This is a genomic window from Marinovum sedimenti, from assembly GCF_054052205.1.
The window spans coordinates 3,372,990-3,389,027 of the sequence record NZ_CM133223.1 but is presented as its reverse complement, the minus strand read 5'-3'; the positions used below and the strand labels follow the sequence as shown (position 1 = coordinate 3,389,027).

Sequence of the window (16,038 nt, the reverse complement as noted above, 5' to 3'; positions counted from 1 at the left end):
CAATTTGCACCGAAAAGGCGCATTGGTCAGGCCCGCCAGAAGTTTACCGTGAGGATCGCATAGACCGCGAGCAATTCGAGCCGTCCGATCAGCATCGCCGCCGACAAAAGCCACTTGGCCGCGTCATTGAGCGAGGCGAAGTTTCCCGAGGGGCCGATGACCGGGCCAAGCCCCGGCCCGATGTTGGCCAGCGCCGTCGCCGCGCCCGAAACCGAGGTGACAAAATCGAGGCCGGTGGCCGAGAGCAGCACCGACAGAACGCCCATCGACACCACGAAAAACATGAAGAACGACATTACCGAGCTGAGGACATCATCGCCAACGGGGCGGCCTTCGAACCTTGTGGTGAAGACGCCGTTGGGCGAGCGGATGCGTTTGAGCTGAACGCGGATTGAGGAAAACAGCAGTTGGTAGCGGAAAATCTTGACGGAACAGGCGGTTGAGCCCGCACAGCCGCCGATCAGACCAATGAAGAAGAACAGCGAAATCATCATCGGGCCCCAGCCCATGTAATCGACCGAGGCATAGCCGGTGCCGGTCAGGATCGAGGTGATGTTGAACAGGGCCTCGCGGAAGGCCTGCTCGGGCGGGAGGGGTTTGGTGGCCATCAGGACGGCGGCGGCAAAGGTGACGAGCACGAAGGCGGTGATGAGAAACACCTGCACCTGGCTGTCGCGAAACAGCGGGCGGGAGGCACCGTTGAGCAGCTGAACGTAGCGCACGAAGGGCAGCGCCGCGAGAATCATGAAGACCGAAGCGACGTATTCGAGCGGCCCGGAGAGGGCGCCGAAGGAGGCGTCGTAGTTGGAAAATCCGCCCGTCGCGATTGTGGTCAGCGCATGGACAGAGCCATCAAACGGGTTCATGCCAAAGGCGATGTAGAGCAAGGCGCAGATCAGCGTCAGGCTGATGTAGATCACCGAAATCTGGCTGGCGATCTGGGTGGCGCGGGGCAGGATTTTCCCCATGGTATCAAAGGATTCGGCGCGGAAAATCTGCATCCCGCCGACGCGCAGTTCGGGCAGGAAGACCATGGCCACAACAATGATACCGATGCCGCCGACCCATTGCAGCAAGCCGCGCCAGAGCAACAGCCCCTTGGGCAGGGTATCAAGGCCCGAAAACACCGTGGAGCCGGTGGTGGTCAGCCCCGACATCGCCTCGAAAAAGGCATCGACAAAGCGGGCCTCGGTGGCGCCGAACACGAAGGGCAGCGCCCCGAACACCGGCAGCGCCAGCCAGACGCCGGTGGTGAGAAGGAAGGTCTGCTGGATCGAGAGACCCTCTTTGACGCCATTGGAGCAGGCCAGCGCAATCAAGCCGCCCGACAGCATGGTGATCACGCCGCTTTCGACAAACACCGGCCAATGCCCGCGCCCCTCGGCCACATCGACGAGGAAGGGCAGGAACATCAGGGCGCCGAGCATGGCCACCAACAATCCGATTACGTAGCCCACAGGGCGAATATCAAACATGCGCCGCAGCGTTGGCCCGCGCCGCATATAGTGTCAAGTCAGGTTCATCCCTGTCCAAACAGGTCGTGAAAAACCCGGGCGGGAATGTCACTGCGCTCCATGCCCAAAAGCGCCAATTCAGCGTCCGACAGGGTTTCAAGCCCCGCCACCTCGCCCAGGCGGGCGCGGATATGGGCATCGGCATTCACACCCTGCCCCAGCCCGGCGAAATAAGTATCAAGTCGTTGCCGCCAGCCCGGGTGCGGGAAGCGGAATTCCACGGTAGAGAGTTGCATCTGGAAACCTCGTATCACAGTGATCGTTCGGTTTCCCCCCTTCCGCAGAGCTTATCAGCCCATTTGCAAAGATCTGGTAAAGATTTGAACCCCACCTGTGCCCAGCGGATATTGGCATTTCAGGCCGCGCGAGGGATGTGGCGCAACGGATTGAAGTTACGCGGAATTTCAGGATGTCCACAGGTTTATCCCACGGCAGCCCGGCGCAGAAATGCAACATTCAAGAGCTGGCGTCGCTTAACCTACGTGAAACAAGCTGCTGAAAAACCGCGGGTCGATGCTTGCCGTGTTGAATGTCGGGCCCGAGGTCAGCACCGAAATCGCATCGTGGGAATGCAGGCTTTCCTGATGGCTGGCGGCAACGCGAAAATCCTTGATCCGGGGATCGTTGGCCAAGCGCTCGCAAAACAGCCGGGCCGCGTCTTCGACAAAGATCGGATTGGCGGCGTTCAACTCGGCAAAGGCCTGTTCATCCTCGCGTTTCACCATCACTTGCGTCTCGGTCGGCACGGCGGTGCGGCAATGATCGATCAGATCCTCGAACCACAGGCAATCCGCGCCCACCACCTCGACCGAAATCCGCGCAACAGAGCGCTGGGAGTGCGGCGTGGCGAGTTGACCCCGCTCGCGGCGGGCATGTTCGCTGAGCTCAAGCGAACAGGGGCAGGTTGAGGAGTAGACGTAGTCGAGGTGCAGGATCCGGCGGCGCGCGCCCTCTTGTTCGATCAGCTCGAGGGCGATGTCGTAGTATTGGAAGCCGCTGAGCCCCGACCGCAGGCTGTTCACCCGCGCCGGAAAGGAGAACCGCATCTGAAGGCGGGCATCAAAGCTTTCAAGATCGCTTTTGTAGTCGTCGAGCGCGGCTTCCATCACCTCGAGGCTGAAGGTTTTCTCGGAATGGCGATAGAAGGAGCGCATGATGCGACTCATGTTGATGCCCTTCTTGCCGGCATCAAGGCTCACCGAGCCGGTCACCGAAGTTTCGAGCGTAAGGTCGCCGCCATCGCGGGTGTGATAGCGGATCGGCAGGCGGAAATTGGAAATTCCGACGTGTTGGATGGGCTGATTCGCGCCTCGGATCAGCGAGGCCGGGCCATTTTGCAGGTCGGGAAGGCCGGCTTTGTAGGCCGAATCGACGACAAAATCCGCCGGGTACTGCGCCACCATATCCGGGTACGACAGGGCCGTTTCGCCTGTGGAGGCCACATAGCGCCGCAACAGATCACGCGCGGCCTCGGCCTCTTGCAGGCTGGGCGCGGTGCTTTTGATCTTGGGTTTGGGGACGTTCATCGAGGGCCTCTCTCAGCGCTGGCAGACTTTAATCTAAGCGCTTGTCGCGCAAATTTCCATCGTCTGGAGGTATTTACGCAAAAGAGGCAACGCCGGATCACTTGGACCCGGCGTTTAAATTTCGAAACTGTTGGGTTGGCTCAGTTTGTGCCGGTCGAGCTCGAAGAGCCACCGCCGCCTGTCAGAGCAACAATACCAACAACACCAACCGCACCGCCGAGGATCACCAGCGTGGTGGTTTCACCTTGAGTCGAAACAAAGGGGTCGATTGAGGTGTCGGCTTGCTGCGACACTGCTGGCAGAGCCATGGATGTGACAAATGCTGCGGAAACGATAAATTTTTTCATATTTACACCTATGGATTGTTCCAGACCTTCATGCCAAGGCCAACTCTTAATTACCAGCATTAAATGCTGCAACTGCACATTGCACCCAAGGCGACGCCTTTAATTTGAGCACACCGGCACGTGTTTAAGCGCTTCTACCACATCGTGCAAGAGATCGTTCGGATCTTCGAGCCCGCAGCTGAGCCGGATCAGGCCCGGGGTGATTGCCAGGATCTGCTTTTGCGCGTCTGGCAGGCGTTGGTGGGTGGTGAAGGCCGGCGGGGTGGCGATGGTTTTGGCATCCCCGAGGTTGTTCGAGATGATCGCGACCTTGAGCGCGTTGAGGAAGGCGAATGACGCCTCGCGGCCGCCTTTGATATCAATGCTGAGCACAGTGCCGCCGGCGCCAAGCTGGCTTTGGGCAAGCGCGTGCTGGGGGTGGGATGGCAGGCCGGGATAGATCACCCGGTCCAGCTTGGGATGCCCCTCGAGCGCCTCGGCCAAGGCCTGCGCCGTCGCGGTCTGGGCGCGCACCCGCAGGTCCATCGTTTCAAGACCTTTCAGCAGCACCCATGCGTTGAACGGGCTGAGCGCGCCGCCGGTGTGCTTCATGAAGGCCTCGATCGGGCCACGGATCAGATCGCGGTTGCCAAGGATCACACCGCCCAGAACGCGGCCCTGTCCGTCCATATGCTTGGTCGCGGAATAGGTCACGATATCAGCGCCCTGCGCGATGGCCTTTGAGTAGATCGGGGTGGAGAACACGTTGTCCGAGACCACCAGCGCGCCGACCGCATGGGCGATGGCTGCGACGCCTTCGATATCAACGATTTCCAGCGTTGGGTTGCTCATGGATTCAAAGAAACACAGCTTGGTGTCGGGGCGCACGGCGGCGCGCCAGGCCTCTAGATCGGTGCCGTCAACAAGGGTCACTTCGACCCCGAATTTGGGCAGGATGTTTTCAAGGATGAACAGGCAGGAGCCAAACAGTGCGCGCGCGGCGACGACGTGATCGCCCGCCTTTAGCAGCGCCATCAAAGCGCCCTGCACCGCCGCCATTCCGCTCGCACAGGCGAAGGCATCCTCGGCCCCTTCGAGCATCGCGATTCGGTCTTCGAACATCGCCACGGTCGGGTTGCCATAGCGGGCATAGATGAACTCGTCGGGGCCAGCCTCGAGGAAGCGGGCCTCGGCCTGTTCGGCGGTGTCATAGACAAAGCCCTGGGTCAGAAACAGCGCTTCGCTGACCTCATTATACTGCGACCGGCGGGTGCCGCCGTGCACCAGTTTGGTGCGGTTTTGCCAATTTTTGCTGGTGTCGTCTTGGGTCATATTCTGTCCTTCCAAACCAAAAGCCCCCCGGGCGCGGTCATGCGAACGGGGGGCTTTCGTTCCTGACCTTTTAGCGGAAATGTTTAACGTGGCCCGCAATCCGGTATCAAATCGCCACGCGGTTCTGATAGGGCGTTGCGCCCGAACGGTCAAGTCCGTCACGGTGCTTTAACCGGCGCTTCATCTGCACGTCATAGGGTGTCTTTATCGACTGGCTACATACTGTAGTGGAGATTTTGATGGCGCTTTTGAGGATCAATGCCGAAGACGGCCGGCCCGTGCTGCACCCCGGTGTGACGGAGACGGATCTTGATGCCAGTCTCGCGGCTGCGTTGGCCCTGCCCGGGCCGGTCACCATTATGGTGCATGGGTTCCGATACGCGCCGGGGCATAAGCGCCACTGCCCGCATAAGCGGCTGTTTGCCATGCGCCCGACCCTGTCATCGCGGGTGATTTCCTGGCCGCATCATCTGGGCTTTGGCCATGATGCGCCGCCCCCCGGTGTGGGCGTGGCGTTTGGCTGGAATGCGCGCGGCAGTCTGCGGGCCGCGTATGATGAGGGCGCGCGCGCCGGGCGGGCCTTGGGGGATGTGATCCGCAAGTTGCGCCAGTTGGACCCGGCGCGCCCGGTGCATGTGCTGGCGCATTCGCTGGGGGCGCGGGTGGCGCTGGCGGCTTTGGCGCATCTGGAGCCCGGCGATATATCCTGTCTGATCCTGATGGCCGGGGCGGAGTACCGGTCATGTGCGGTGGCAGCACTGGCCACGCCTGCCGGTCGGGAAACCGAGGTAGTGCATGTCACCAGCGGCGAGAATGATCTGTATGACAGTCTGCTCGAATGGCTCGCGCCCTGCCCCGGCGACCGGGCGCTTGGGGCGCATTCAGCCCCGGCGAACCTGCGCAGTCTGCTGCTTGATGACAGCGATACGCTGGCGGCCTTGGCCCGTCTGGGCCACACTGTCGCGCCGCCGCAGTTCAGGATTTGCCACTGGTCGACCTATATGCGCCCCGGCATTTTCGGGTTTTACCGCGCGCTGTTGTCGGGGGCGCTGTCGCCTGCCCGGCTTGATCTCGCGCTACCTTGCCGGGAACCGGGGCGGTGGAGCCGACTTGTACCGGGGCGCATTTCGATCCCCGGCTTCGCATTGGCGGGCAAGGGACCGGCAAAGGCGGCGGGCTGAGGTTATTCGGCCTCGGGTTCCTCGATCATGTATTTCTGGAGGGCTGCGAACTGCACCCAGATGAACACGAACAGCAGGATCGGAAAGCCGAACGTCTCGATCTTGACCCAGAGATCGGTGCTCATGGTGCGCCAGATCACCTCGTTCAGCACCGCCAGGGCGACGAAGCCAAGGCAGAGCCTGCGCGTCAGGATCATCCAGCCTTCGTGCTGCATCGGGACCGCGTCGGAGAGCACATAGGCGAGGTAGGATTTGCCGCGCAACAGCCCGATGGCAAGGAGGAAAGCGAAGAAGCCGTAGACCAGCGTTGTCTTCATCTTGAAGAAGCGTTCGTCATTGAACCACGCGGTGAGCGCGCCGAAAAAGATCACCATGACGGCGGTGAACACCTGCATCCGGCTCAATTCGCGGGTCAGCGCCCAGAGGATCGCCATCGACACCAGCATGATCGGCACAAAGGCAATGGTGGCGACGATGAACCCGGAATATTCGGTGCCGGCGATGGTGAACACGTCGTCCTTGAGCCAGAGGTAAAGGCCGAAGAACGCCAGCGGCGGCCCCAGTTCCAGCGCCTGTTTCAGCACCGGGTTGATCTCTCGTTTTTCAGCCATATTCATTCCTGTCATCCACCCAACTCAACTATTACCGCACCCGCTGCAATCAATGTCATCAGCGCAATTCTTCGTGGTCCGACTGTTTCTTTCAACACCAGCCAGCCGATCAATGCCGCGAACACCGTCGATGTTTCGCGCAAAACCGCTGCTTCGCCAACCTTGCCGAGCCGCGTGGCCAGCATGATTGAGCCGAAGCTGGCGAAGGCGATCAATCCGCCGATCCAGCCGCGGGTGATCAGCGGGCCGATGGGCGGAGTCTCGGCCATCTTGCGCCAACGCCGCGCCGCCAGGACCGGCATCACCAGCCCGTCGATCATGAAAAACCACGCGAGAAAGGTGAAGGGATCGGCGGTGGCGCGGATGCCGTAAGCATCATAGGTGGTGTAGAGCGCGACGAAAAACCCGGTGAAGACCGCGAGGGCGAGGGCCGCATTCAGCGTGTCACGCTCGGCGGTCAGGAAGATCAGGTTATAGATCGCGAGGCCGAAAATCCCGGCCAGCAGCACGCCGACGCCCATCCATTGGGTGGCGGTGAAGGTCTCGCCAAAGATCAGGTAGGCCCCGATCACCGCAAAAAGCGGCCCGGTGCCGCGCACCACGGGGTAGACCACGGTATAGGCGCCCTTGGTGTAAGCCATTGCCTGCAATAGCTTATAGGCGGTGTGAATCACGAAAGCGCCGACAAAGATCAGCCACATATGCGGCTCGGGCCAAGGCACGACAAACAGCGCGAAGGGCGCGGCCATCAGCCCGTAAGAGGCGTCGATCGCCCCGCGACTGAGCCAAGGATCGTGCCGGCCTTTTTGCATCGCGCCAAAGATGGCGTGCAGAATCGCCGCCGAGATCGCGAGGATCAGGGCGAGCTGTTGTCCGGCCTCGGTGCCCTCAAGTGAGATCAGCCAAGCGCTCATCACAGGCTCCTTTCAGGCAAGGAACCATCGCCGAGGCGCGGCGTTGATCCCAGCGTAGCTGACATTGGCAGAGAGGACGCAGACCCGGCATGTGGCAGGATTTTATCGTCGAATTTCAGAATAATTTCGCTGTTGTGCCCTTGGGCGCGGCCTTTGCGCGGTTGGTGGCGGCCCTCGCGCTTGGCGCGGTGATCGGGGCCGAGCGGGAATGGCGGCGCAAACCGGCCGGGCTGCGCACGCATATCCTTGTCAGCGTCGCCGCCTGCCTGTTTGTAATCCTCGGGCTCGAGATCAGCCAGCTGGATTTTGGCCAATCCGATCAACAACGCCATGACCCGCTGCGGATGATCGAAGCGGTCACGGCGGGGGTGGCCTTTCTCGCGGCTGGCTTGATTTTCACCGCGAAAGGCGAGGTCAAGAACGTCACCACCGGGGCCTCGCTCTGGCTGGCCGGGGCGGTTGGGCTTGGCTGTGGCGCGGGGCAGATGGTTCTGTCGGCCTTGGCCACGGTGCTGGTTGTCACGGTGATTTTCCTGTTGCGCCAGGTCGAGCGCTGGGCCGGCACGCATTAGGCGCGCGGGCCTGTGGTATGGGATCATCTGTCGAGCCCGGTCAGCGCGGCGGCGAAATCTTCGGGGTCAAACGGCGAGAGATCGTCGATCGTTTCGCCCACACCGATGGCATGGATCGGCAGGCCAAACTTGTCGGCCAGCGCCACCAGCACGCCGCCCTTGGCGGTGCCGTCAAGCTTGGTCATCACCAGCCCGGTGACATCGGCCAGCTCTTGGAACGTCTTGACCTGAGACAGCGCGTTTTGCCCGGTGGTGGCGTCGAGCACCAAGAGGGTGTTGTGCGGCGCATCGGGGTCTTTTTTGCGGATCACGCGGACGATCTTAGACAGTTCCTCCATCAGATCCTTGCGGTTTTGCAAGCGGCCCGCCGTGTCGATCAACAGCAGGTCGGCACCGTCGCGGGCGGCCTTTTCCATCGCATCATAGGCAAGGCTGGCGGGGTCGGACCCTTCGGGCGCGGTCAGCACCGGCACGCCGGCGCGGTCGCCCCAGACTTGCAATTGTTCGACCGCAGCGGCGCGAAAGGTATCGCCGGCGGCAATCACCACCGATTTGCCCGCAGCGCGGAACTGGCTGGCGAGTTTGCCGATGGTCGTGGTCTTGCCCGAACCATTGACGCCCACCACCAGCACCACTTGCGGTTTCTTGGCATAGAGCGGCAGCGGCTTGGCCACTGGTTCCATCACGCGAGTGATTTCCTGCGCCAGGAGTGTCTTGATTTCATTCACAGAAAGTTTGCGGCCATAGCGCCCTTCGGCCATGTTGGCGGTGACGCGCAGGGCGGTATCGACGCCCATATCCGAGGCGATCAGCAGATCTTCGAGCTGTTCGAGCATGTCGTCATCGAGCGTGCGGCGCAGCACCTCTTGCTGTGCGCCGCGCCCGAGCAGACGCCCCATCAGACCGGGTTTGCGCTGCGGCACCTCGGCGGGGGCTTGCGGTGCGGGCACCTCGACCGGCACCACAGGCAACGGCATTTCGACCGGGCTTTGCGCCGGGCCTGGCACCTCTACGGGCGCATCCGAGGGCGGCACTTCGGTGGGCGCCGGAGTTGGCGCGGGTGTCGGCGTTGGCGTGGGGGCCGGAGTGGGAACGGGCGTGGGATCTGGCGTCGGCACGGTGTCCGGCGCAGGCTCCGGAACGACCTCAGGCTCCGGCGCGGGCACATTGTCCGGCACACGCTCGGGCGTTACATCCGGTTGCGATGGCACCTCCGGCGCGGGTGCGGGATCCGGTGTGATCTCTGGCGTAACGTCCGGATCAGCGGCCGAAAGTTCGCCACCATCCTCGACAATCGCCTCCAGCCCCTCGTCCAGTTTCGACGAGGACTTGAACAGCTTGTCCTTGAGCTTCCCGAAAAACGACATGGGCGCGGTCTCCTTTGTCCCTGACCTATAACTTTGTCGTCAGCAGGAAAAGGTCTGGTTGACTTGAATCATCACCCGACCAAATTAACCCCATGCGGCCTGCACTTATGATTGCCCTCGCACTCTTGTTTCTGCCTCTGCCCGCACGCGCGGCAGAGCCCGCCAGCGCGGCCTGCACCGAGATCGCCGCCGCGGCTCAAGACACTGCCCTTGCGCCCGCGTTCCTCGCTCGCGTGCTTTGGGACGCGGGCCCCGAAACACCCGCCGACACCATCCGCGCCACCGCCACAACGCTCGCGACCCTGATCCAGCGCCACGGCAACCCCGGACTTGCAGCCTTGGCGTTCAAAGGCGGCGCGGCGCAGGCCGAGACCTTTCTGCGCGGCAAAGGCGTGCCGCCTGCCACCGTCGATTTCGTGATCCTCACCACAGGACAGATGCCCGAAGTCTGGCGCGATACTCCGCCCGCAAGCCCCGAGTTCCGCCTGTCGCCCGACGGCGATTTCGCAAGCGCCTGCGTCGAGCTGATCAAAGGCCGCTGGGGCGAACCCTTGCCCGAGCTGGCCCCCTTGCCCGAACCCGAAATCATTGACCTGGCCCTATTTGACCCCGCAAACCGCAGCCTGAGACCCAAGATCAGGCCCAAGCCGACACTGGCGAAATGGGGCGCGCAATTGGCGTTTGGCGACAGCCAAGACCGGGCTCGCGCCAATTTCACCCGCGCCACCAGCGCCTGCCGTGCCTCTGTCGGGGACACGCCCGACATCATATTTGTCGAAAACCGCGTGCGCGGGCGCGACGGCTACTGGATGGCCCGCGTCAGCCGAATGGACCGTGACGACGCCGATGACATTTGCACCAAGGCTCGCGCAAGGGGCTGCTCCTGCGCGGTTTACAAGAACTACTGACGCTGCGAAGCGCCGGTCCAAGTTCTTCTGTTTAAAAATACCTCAGGGTGAATTGGCCGCAGGCCAAGAGGGGCAGCGCCCCTCCCTTTGACCCGATAAGCCCTTACACTTCCTCCGGAAAATGCTTGATCACCATGCGAATTGGGTTTGGTGCCGCCTGCCCCAGACCGCAAATCGAGGCATCGCCCATCGCTTGACAGACCTCCTCCAACAGCCCCTGATCCCAACGGTCCGCCTGCATCAGCTTGACCGCCTTCTCGCAACCCACCCGGCAGGGCGTGCATTGGCCACAGCTTTCATCCTCGAAAAACCGCAGCATATTCAACGCAGCCCCGCGCGCGCTATCCTGATCCGACAACACGACAACCGCCGCCGATCCAATAAAGCTGCCATGCGGTTGCAGCGTGTCAAAATCGAGCGGGATATCGTCCATCGTGGCAGGAAGAAGCCCCGAAGATGGGCCGCCGGGCTGATAGGCTTTGAAGGTGTGGCCGTCGATCATGCCACCCGCCGCGTCGATCACATCGCGGATCGTTGACCCGGCCGGGAGCACATGCACGCCCGGGGCAGTCACCCGTCCGGACACGGAGAAAGAGCGCAGCCCCCTGCGGCCGTTCTTTTCCACTGACGACAGGATCTCGGGCCCTTCGCGGCAAATCCGCGTGATCCAGTGCAGCGTCTCGACATTGTGCACCAGCGTTGGCCGGCCAAACACGCCAACCTGCGCCACAAACGGCGGGCGGTGGCGCGGAATGCCGCGCTTGCCTTCAATGCTTTCGATCATCGCGCTTTCTTCGCCGCAGATATAGGCCCCGGCCCCGCGCCGCAGATCGATATAGCCTTTATCCACAATGCCTGCGTCTTCCAGCGCCTTGATTTCCCGACGTAAAATTGAAATCACCGCCGGATATTCGTCGCGCATGTAGATAAAACAGGTCTCGGCCTCCACGGCCCAGGCCGCGATCAGCATTCCTTCAAGGAAAACATGCGGTTCGCGTTCGAGGTAAAACCGGTCTTTGAATGTACCCGGCTCGCCCTCATCGCCGTTCACGGCAAGGTATCGGGGCCCCGGATTGGCCCGCACAAAGCCCCATTTTTTGCCCGAAGGAAAGCCAGCCCCGCCAAGCCCGCGCAAACCGGCGGACAAGACTTTCTCGTGCACCGTCTCCCAGTTTCCGGAGGTGCGTACCTCGTTAAGGAATCTGTATCCACCACCTGCTCTATAGGCGTCAAAGCCTTGATATTTGGGGATTTCGGCGTGTGTATCACCCGCGGTGATCGCGGCGTCGACCTTGGCGATATCCGCGTGATCGATATGTTTGTGGCCCAGTTCCAGCACCGGCGCGGTGTCGCAGCGGCCCATGCAGGGCGCGCGCAAAACGCGGACCTCATCGGGGTTCATCCCGTCCTGCAAGGCGGCCAGCAATTGCTCGGCTCCGGCCAATTCGCAGGACAAGGAATCGCAGACCCGGATGGTCAGTGCCGGCGGCGGGGTCTCGTCTTCTCGGATCGGATCGAAGTGGGCGTAAAATGTCGCCACCTCCCAGATTTCCGCCATCGGCAGGCGCATTTCTTCGGCCAATGCGCGCAAATGCGCCGACGACAGGTGGCCGTATCTGTCCTGAACCAGGTGAAGGAATTCGATCAGAAGATCGCGGCGGCGCGGCCTGTCGCCCAACAGTGCCTGCACATCGACCAGCGCGGCGTCGTCATATTGCCGGCCTTTCGGAGTGCGTCGGCCCTTGCCTTTGCCGGATTTCCAAACACCTTTGCGTTCGTCGAGTGCCATGTCAGTTTCCTTCCCATCTGGCGCGACATTAGAAAGGCCGGGGCCTTCGTGCGAGGCCAAATGCGACGTGTGGCGCGCTGTTCGCGTTCGCCATCGCCTCAAACTTTCCATTATTTGTCCTATCGGAAACCAAATCTTCATGTAATGGCATTAGCCACATCAAGGAGCCGCGCGTGACCCGCTTTGCTATCGCCACCCTGACCCCGGTTGGCCTGCTGATTTTAGCGGGGCTTTTGGGCGGCGTTTGGGTCTGGCTGGCGCTGGGCTATGTCACGCTGTTGGTCTTTGCGCTCGACCATCTGCGTGCGCTGGCCGCGCCGGGTGATCCGGGGGCGGAGTTTCCTGCGGGGACAGGGCTTTCGGTTGCGCTGGCGCTGATGCATTTCCCGCTGCTGGCGCTGGCGGTCTGGCTGGTTTCGGGCGCGGGGGATGCGACATGGCCTGAACGGTTGGCGGGTTTTTTCGGGTTTTCGCTGTTCTTTGGCCAGGTCAGCAATTCCAACGCCCACGAGCTGATCCATCGGGGCGACAGGCGGCTGCGGCGGTTGGGCGTCACGGTCTATGCCTCGGTGCTGTATGGCCACCACGCCTCGGCGCATCCGTTGGTGCATCATGTGCATGTCGGCACGGTGAAAGACCCCAATTCGCCGCGCGGGCGCGAGAGTCTGTACCGTTATCTCTGGCGGGTGTTTCGCGGCGAATATCGGGCTGGAAAGGCGGCGGAAACCGATCGTCGTGCCCGCGTTGGTGCCCGATCCGGCAAACGCGGGCTGCATCCCTATACGCTTTATGCGTTGATCAGTTTTGTCGTGCTGCTTGCGGCATTATGGATCGGCGGGCTTGCCGGGGCTGGTGCGCTTGTGGCCATCGCGGTTTATACCCAATCGCAGCTGATGGTGTCGGATTACGTTCAGCATTATGGCCTGCCGCGCCGGCTTGACGCCAACGACAGACCCGAACCCTGCGGCCCGCAGCACAGCTGGAATGCGCCGCATTGGTATTCCTCGGCTCTGATGCTGAATGCGCCGCGCCATTCCGACCATCACGTTCGGCCAGGCGTGACCTATCCCGGGCTGGTGCTGGACGATGCCATGCCCACCCTGCCCCATTCGCTTCCTGTTATGGCGTTGATCGCTTTGTGGCCAGCGCAGTGGCGGCGGATCATGGACCCGTTGGCCGACCGCTGGCAAAGCCGCGAAGTTGCGGAATTGTGACTTGCCCCGGTGCCGGCGCTTCTGTCAAAGTCGGGCCATGTTGAAAAAATCCCTGTTTGCAATGGTCACCCTGACCCTGACGGCTCCGGCTGCATTTGCGCAGATGTCCGCCTCGGAATTCGAGGCCTATACCACGGGCAAGACACTCTATTTCGGCTCGAACGGGCGGGAGTATGGGGTTGAGGAATATATGGAAAACCGGCGGGTGCGTTGGTCTTTTCTGGATGGCCGCTGCCGCGATGGGGAGTGGTACGAAGACACGCGCGGGATGATCTGCTTTGTGTACGAAGACACCCCTGATCCGCAATGCTGGACCTTTCAGCGCAGTTCGCGCGGCGGGCTGGTGGCTCGGTTTGAAAATGATCCCGAGGGCACGGAGCTTTACGAAGCCAATCAGGATGAGCAGCCGATGATGTGCTTGGGGCCGGAAGTCGGCGTTTGACGTCGGCGCGTCGAAAATTCCAACGATAACCGTGAGTTAGGGCTGACCGAGAGAGCATTGCCTTTGGGCATGCGGCTTTGGCGGAATTAACGCTGTATTAACCGCAGCTTGCCATACTTCGATAAGGTACACATCTTTTCTTGGAGGATTTGAGAATCAAGACACCTCATCGATGGCGCGCGCGATTAGTGGCAGGCAATCGGGGGAGGAAAAACTGTGATCAGCCCCTTTGCGCAGGGTCAGCGTGATATCGGGGCTCTCGGCATGGTCGAGCAAACGCAGCGCGGTTTCGCGACTGACGGCGGTGTCGTTGGTGCCTTGCAGGCAGCGCACGGGAAACGGCAGCGTCAGAGGACTGCGCAGGACAAGTTGGTTGCGGCCGTCTTCGATCAGTCGGCGGGTGATGCGATAAGGCGCGCCATACTCGGACGGGGCATCGAAGTAGCCCTGCTCCATCACTTGTGCGCGCTGCGCCTCGGAGAACGCGGCCCAATAGCCATCTTCGGTGAAATCCGGGGCTGCAGCAATGGTAACGAGGCCGGCAATCGTGTCGAGCCGTTTAGAGAGAAGGAGCGAAATCCAACCGCCCATGGACGAACCGACCAGCACCAGCGGACCTTCACAGGTGGCGCGGATCACGGCCTCGGCGTCTTCGGCCCAGTCTCCGATTGCGCCGTCTTCGAATTCACCAGAGCTTTTGCCGTGGCCGGAGTAATCAAACCGCAGAAAGGCGCGACCTTGGCTGGCGCACCAATTTTCGAGCCATACAGCTTTGGTGCCAGCCATATCGGACTTGAACCCGCCGAGGAAAATCACGGTGGATCCGCGGCCTTCGGCTTTGTGATAGGCGATGCGGCGGCCTGATGCGGTGTCGTGAAAGCTGTGCCCGGTCATGACGTTCCCTAACGTTTTGCGGGACTATGCAAAGCGAGGGCGCGCCGCGCAATGGCATGCGCGGATATTTGCGGGGTGAATGACGCGAAGGGGCGGGATCAGTCGGCTTCAACCTCGTTCAAGCCGCACGCCGCGATACTGGCCGCGATGCACAGAACAGCAAAACCGGCGAGTGCGGCGGTGGGCGCGATCATTGCCGCCAATCCGCCGAGAACGCCGGTCAGCAAGAGCAATGTGCCGATCGCGGTATTGGCCAAGGCAGCATAGGTGGCGCGTTTGTCTGCGGGTGACATGTCGACGAGATAGGTGGACCGGCCTTGGCGCACGCCGTGATATGCCAGCATCAGGACGAACAAACACAGCGGGATGGCCCATGTGGTTTGCGCCAGCCCAAACAGCGCAGCAGCCACGGCGGCCAGAATGGCAGCAGCCCCGATTGCACCGGTCAGGATCAGAACCCGCCGGCTGGATCGATCCGCCATACGGCCCCAGATATACGAACTGAGAAAGGACGCGGCAGCAGAGACAAGAACCAAGATACCGAGACGGTCGAGCGCGAGACCGCCAGATTGACCAGCCAGGAGAACGAGGTAAGGCGGGGCCAGCGCAGTGGGCACCAACAAGCCACGCACGAGGATAAAGCGCCTGAGCTGGCTGTCATGCCAAAGCGGCGAAAAATCGGGGCGGATTTGCTCTGCCGTTTCGCTTGGGCTTTCGTTGAGCTGCATCATCATCGCGCCGGCGCTGACCCAGAGCATGGCCGCGAGTGCTATGGCGGCAACCACGGCCGTTTGGTCGCGCAGGATGCCGGCAAGAAGCAGGAGGCCAAGCAGGATAACACCGGCGGAAGACAGGCTGCCGGCGGCCCCCGTGACGCTGCCGCGCCGGGATTTGGCGACCGTTTTGCCGAGGATGTCCTTGAAGCTGACCGAACAGGCCGCGCGCGAGACCGCCAAACCAGCCAGCGCGCCGCAGATGGCCAGACCGGCCGCCCATCCGGTAAGTGTAAGAGCGGCAAGCACGATCAACGTGGCGAAAGCGCCCTGGCCCAGCGCCCCGGCAACCCAAAAATGCTTCCGGTGGCGGAGGCGGCGCAGCCACCCGGAGAGCAGCAGTTGCGGCAGGAGTGCACCGGCCTCGCGGATCGGAACCAACAGCCCCACCAACACCGCGGGCGCGCCAAGCGAAGTGGCCAGCCATGACAGGATGAGCTTGGGATCGATCAACCCGTCGGCGAGCTTGCTGGCTGTAAGCGCGAGGATGTGGCGGAGACCATTGCGCGCCTCGGTTACGTCCGTTCGACCGCCTGCAATCCGATGAAATATATGCTCTGTCACGGTCGGTTTCCTTGGCGGCTTTACTTTATAGTAAGGTTTTAGGGCGAAGATGGAGTGGATCAAATCGCGGCAGAGGCTGGACTGTTGGCGGATCGGGATTACTCCATTTGC

Annotated in this window: 16 protein-coding genes and 1 riboswitch; of the genes, 5 read left to right on the top strand and 11 right to left on the bottom strand. The window is 61.8% G+C overall.

The genetic code is table 11. The features are described from left to right. Positions 1-26: 26 nt before the first annotated feature. The 5 genes from ACW9UO_RS16215 to metZ form a co-directional block, all read right to left on the bottom strand. Entirely contained in the window at positions 27-1,475 is a 1,449-nt protein-coding gene (locus ACW9UO_RS16215) for a TrkH family potassium uptake protein (RefSeq protein WP_457088677.1), read from the bottom strand. Positions 1,476-1,519: 44 nt separating this feature from the next. After that, on the bottom strand, positions 1,520-1,750 hold the full coding sequence (locus tag ACW9UO_RS16210) for a hypothetical protein (RefSeq protein WP_457086800.1): 231 nt from the start codon (positions 1,748-1,750) through the stop codon (positions 1,520-1,522). A gap of 237 nt (positions 1,751-1,987) precedes the next feature. Then, positions 1,988-3,040, bottom strand: coding sequence for a GTP cyclohydrolase FolE2 (gene folE2 / locus ACW9UO_RS16205; RefSeq protein WP_457086799.1), 1,053 nt, complete (start codon positions 3,038-3,040; stop codon positions 1,988-1,990). 140 nt (positions 3,041-3,180) lie between these two features. After that, positions 3,181-3,447, bottom strand: coding sequence for a hypothetical protein (locus ACW9UO_RS16200; RefSeq protein WP_457086798.1), 267 nt, complete (start codon positions 3,445-3,447; stop codon positions 3,181-3,183). A 39-nt stretch (positions 3,448-3,486) separates the two neighbouring features. Continuing rightward, positions 3,487-4,698 carry an O-succinylhomoserine sulfhydrylase gene (gene metZ / locus ACW9UO_RS16195; RefSeq protein ID WP_457086797.1) on the bottom strand — a complete coding sequence of 404 codons (1,212 nt, stop codon included), beginning with the start codon at positions 4,696-4,698 and terminating at the stop codon, positions 3,487-3,489. 50 nt (positions 4,699-4,748) lie between these two features. Continuing rightward, positions 4,749-4,826: riboswitch (SAM riboswitch) on the bottom strand. Between the two features lie 111 nt (positions 4,827-4,937). On the opposite strand from metZ, the gene ACW9UO_RS16190 reads away from it, so the two are divergent. Continuing rightward, positions 4,938-5,879: an alpha/beta fold hydrolase gene (locus ACW9UO_RS16190; RefSeq protein WP_457086796.1), complete on the top strand. Its 942-nt coding sequence runs from the start codon at positions 4,938-4,940 to the stop codon at positions 5,877-5,879. A gap of 2 nt (positions 5,880-5,881) precedes the next feature. On the opposite strand, the gene ACW9UO_RS16185 is transcribed toward ACW9UO_RS16190, so the two are convergent. Together ACW9UO_RS16185 and ACW9UO_RS16180 are read right to left on the bottom strand one after the other, a co-directional pair. After that, positions 5,882-6,490, bottom strand: coding sequence for an inner membrane-spanning protein YciB (locus ACW9UO_RS16185; protein ID WP_457086795.1), 609 nt, complete (start codon positions 6,488-6,490; stop codon positions 5,882-5,884). An 11-nt stretch (positions 6,491-6,501) separates the two neighbouring features. After that, positions 6,502-7,404 carry an EamA family transporter gene (locus tag ACW9UO_RS16180; protein WP_457086794.1) on the bottom strand — a complete coding sequence of 301 codons (903 nt, stop codon included), beginning with the start codon at positions 7,402-7,404 and terminating at the stop codon, positions 6,502-6,504. An 89-nt stretch (positions 7,405-7,493) separates the two neighbouring features. Here ACW9UO_RS16180 and ACW9UO_RS16175 point away from each other — a divergent pair, with 89 nt between their 5' ends. Next, positions 7,494-7,976, top strand: a complete 483-nt coding sequence (locus tag ACW9UO_RS16175; protein ID WP_457086793.1) for an MgtC/SapB family protein — start codon at positions 7,494-7,496, stop codon at positions 7,974-7,976. A gap of 23 nt (positions 7,977-7,999) precedes the next feature. On the opposite strand, the gene ftsY is transcribed toward ACW9UO_RS16175, so the two are convergent. Further along, complete coding sequence (ftsY, locus tag ACW9UO_RS16170; RefSeq protein WP_457086792.1) at positions 8,000-9,343, bottom strand: signal recognition particle-docking protein FtsY; 1,344 nt, start codon at positions 9,341-9,343, stop codon at positions 8,000-8,002. A 92-nt stretch (positions 9,344-9,435) separates the two neighbouring features. Here ftsY and ACW9UO_RS16165 point away from each other — a divergent pair, with 92 nt between their 5' ends. After that, positions 9,436-10,251, top strand: coding sequence for a hypothetical protein (locus ACW9UO_RS16165; protein ID WP_457086791.1), 816 nt, complete (start codon positions 9,436-9,438; stop codon positions 10,249-10,251). A 103-nt stretch (positions 10,252-10,354) separates the two neighbouring features. Here the strand turns inward: ACW9UO_RS16165 and ACW9UO_RS16160 are convergent, their stop codons facing one another. Further along, a complete protein-coding gene (locus ACW9UO_RS16160; protein ID WP_457086790.1) occupies positions 10,355-12,040 on the bottom strand; it encodes an NAD(P)H-dependent oxidoreductase subunit E in 1,686 nt (561 codons plus the stop codon). Positions 12,041-12,213: 173 nt separating this feature from the next. Here ACW9UO_RS16160 and ACW9UO_RS16155 point away from each other — a divergent pair, with 173 nt between their 5' ends. Both ACW9UO_RS16155 and ACW9UO_RS16150 read left to right on the top strand, forming a co-directional pair. After that, positions 12,214-13,254: an alkane 1-monooxygenase gene (locus tag ACW9UO_RS16155; protein ID WP_457086789.1), complete on the top strand. Its 1,041-nt coding sequence runs from the start codon at positions 12,214-12,216 to the stop codon at positions 13,252-13,254. Between the two features lie 37 nt (positions 13,255-13,291). Then, positions 13,292-13,696 (top strand): hypothetical protein, encoded by a 405-nt coding sequence (locus ACW9UO_RS16150; RefSeq protein WP_457086788.1) that lies wholly within the window; start codon positions 13,292-13,294, stop codon positions 13,694-13,696. 156 nt (positions 13,697-13,852) lie between these two features. Here the strand turns inward: ACW9UO_RS16150 and ACW9UO_RS16145 are convergent, their stop codons facing one another. Both ACW9UO_RS16145 and ACW9UO_RS16140 read right to left on the bottom strand, forming a co-directional pair. Continuing rightward, complete coding sequence (locus ACW9UO_RS16145) at positions 13,853-14,590, bottom strand: alpha/beta hydrolase (RefSeq protein ID WP_457086787.1); 738 nt, start codon at positions 14,588-14,590, stop codon at positions 13,853-13,855. Positions 14,591-14,688: 98 nt separating this feature from the next. Then, on the bottom strand, positions 14,689-15,927 hold the full coding sequence (locus ACW9UO_RS16140) for an MFS transporter (protein ID WP_457086786.1): 1,239 nt from the start codon (positions 15,925-15,927) through the stop codon (positions 14,689-14,691). Between the last annotated feature and the right edge of the window lie 111 nt (positions 15,928-16,038).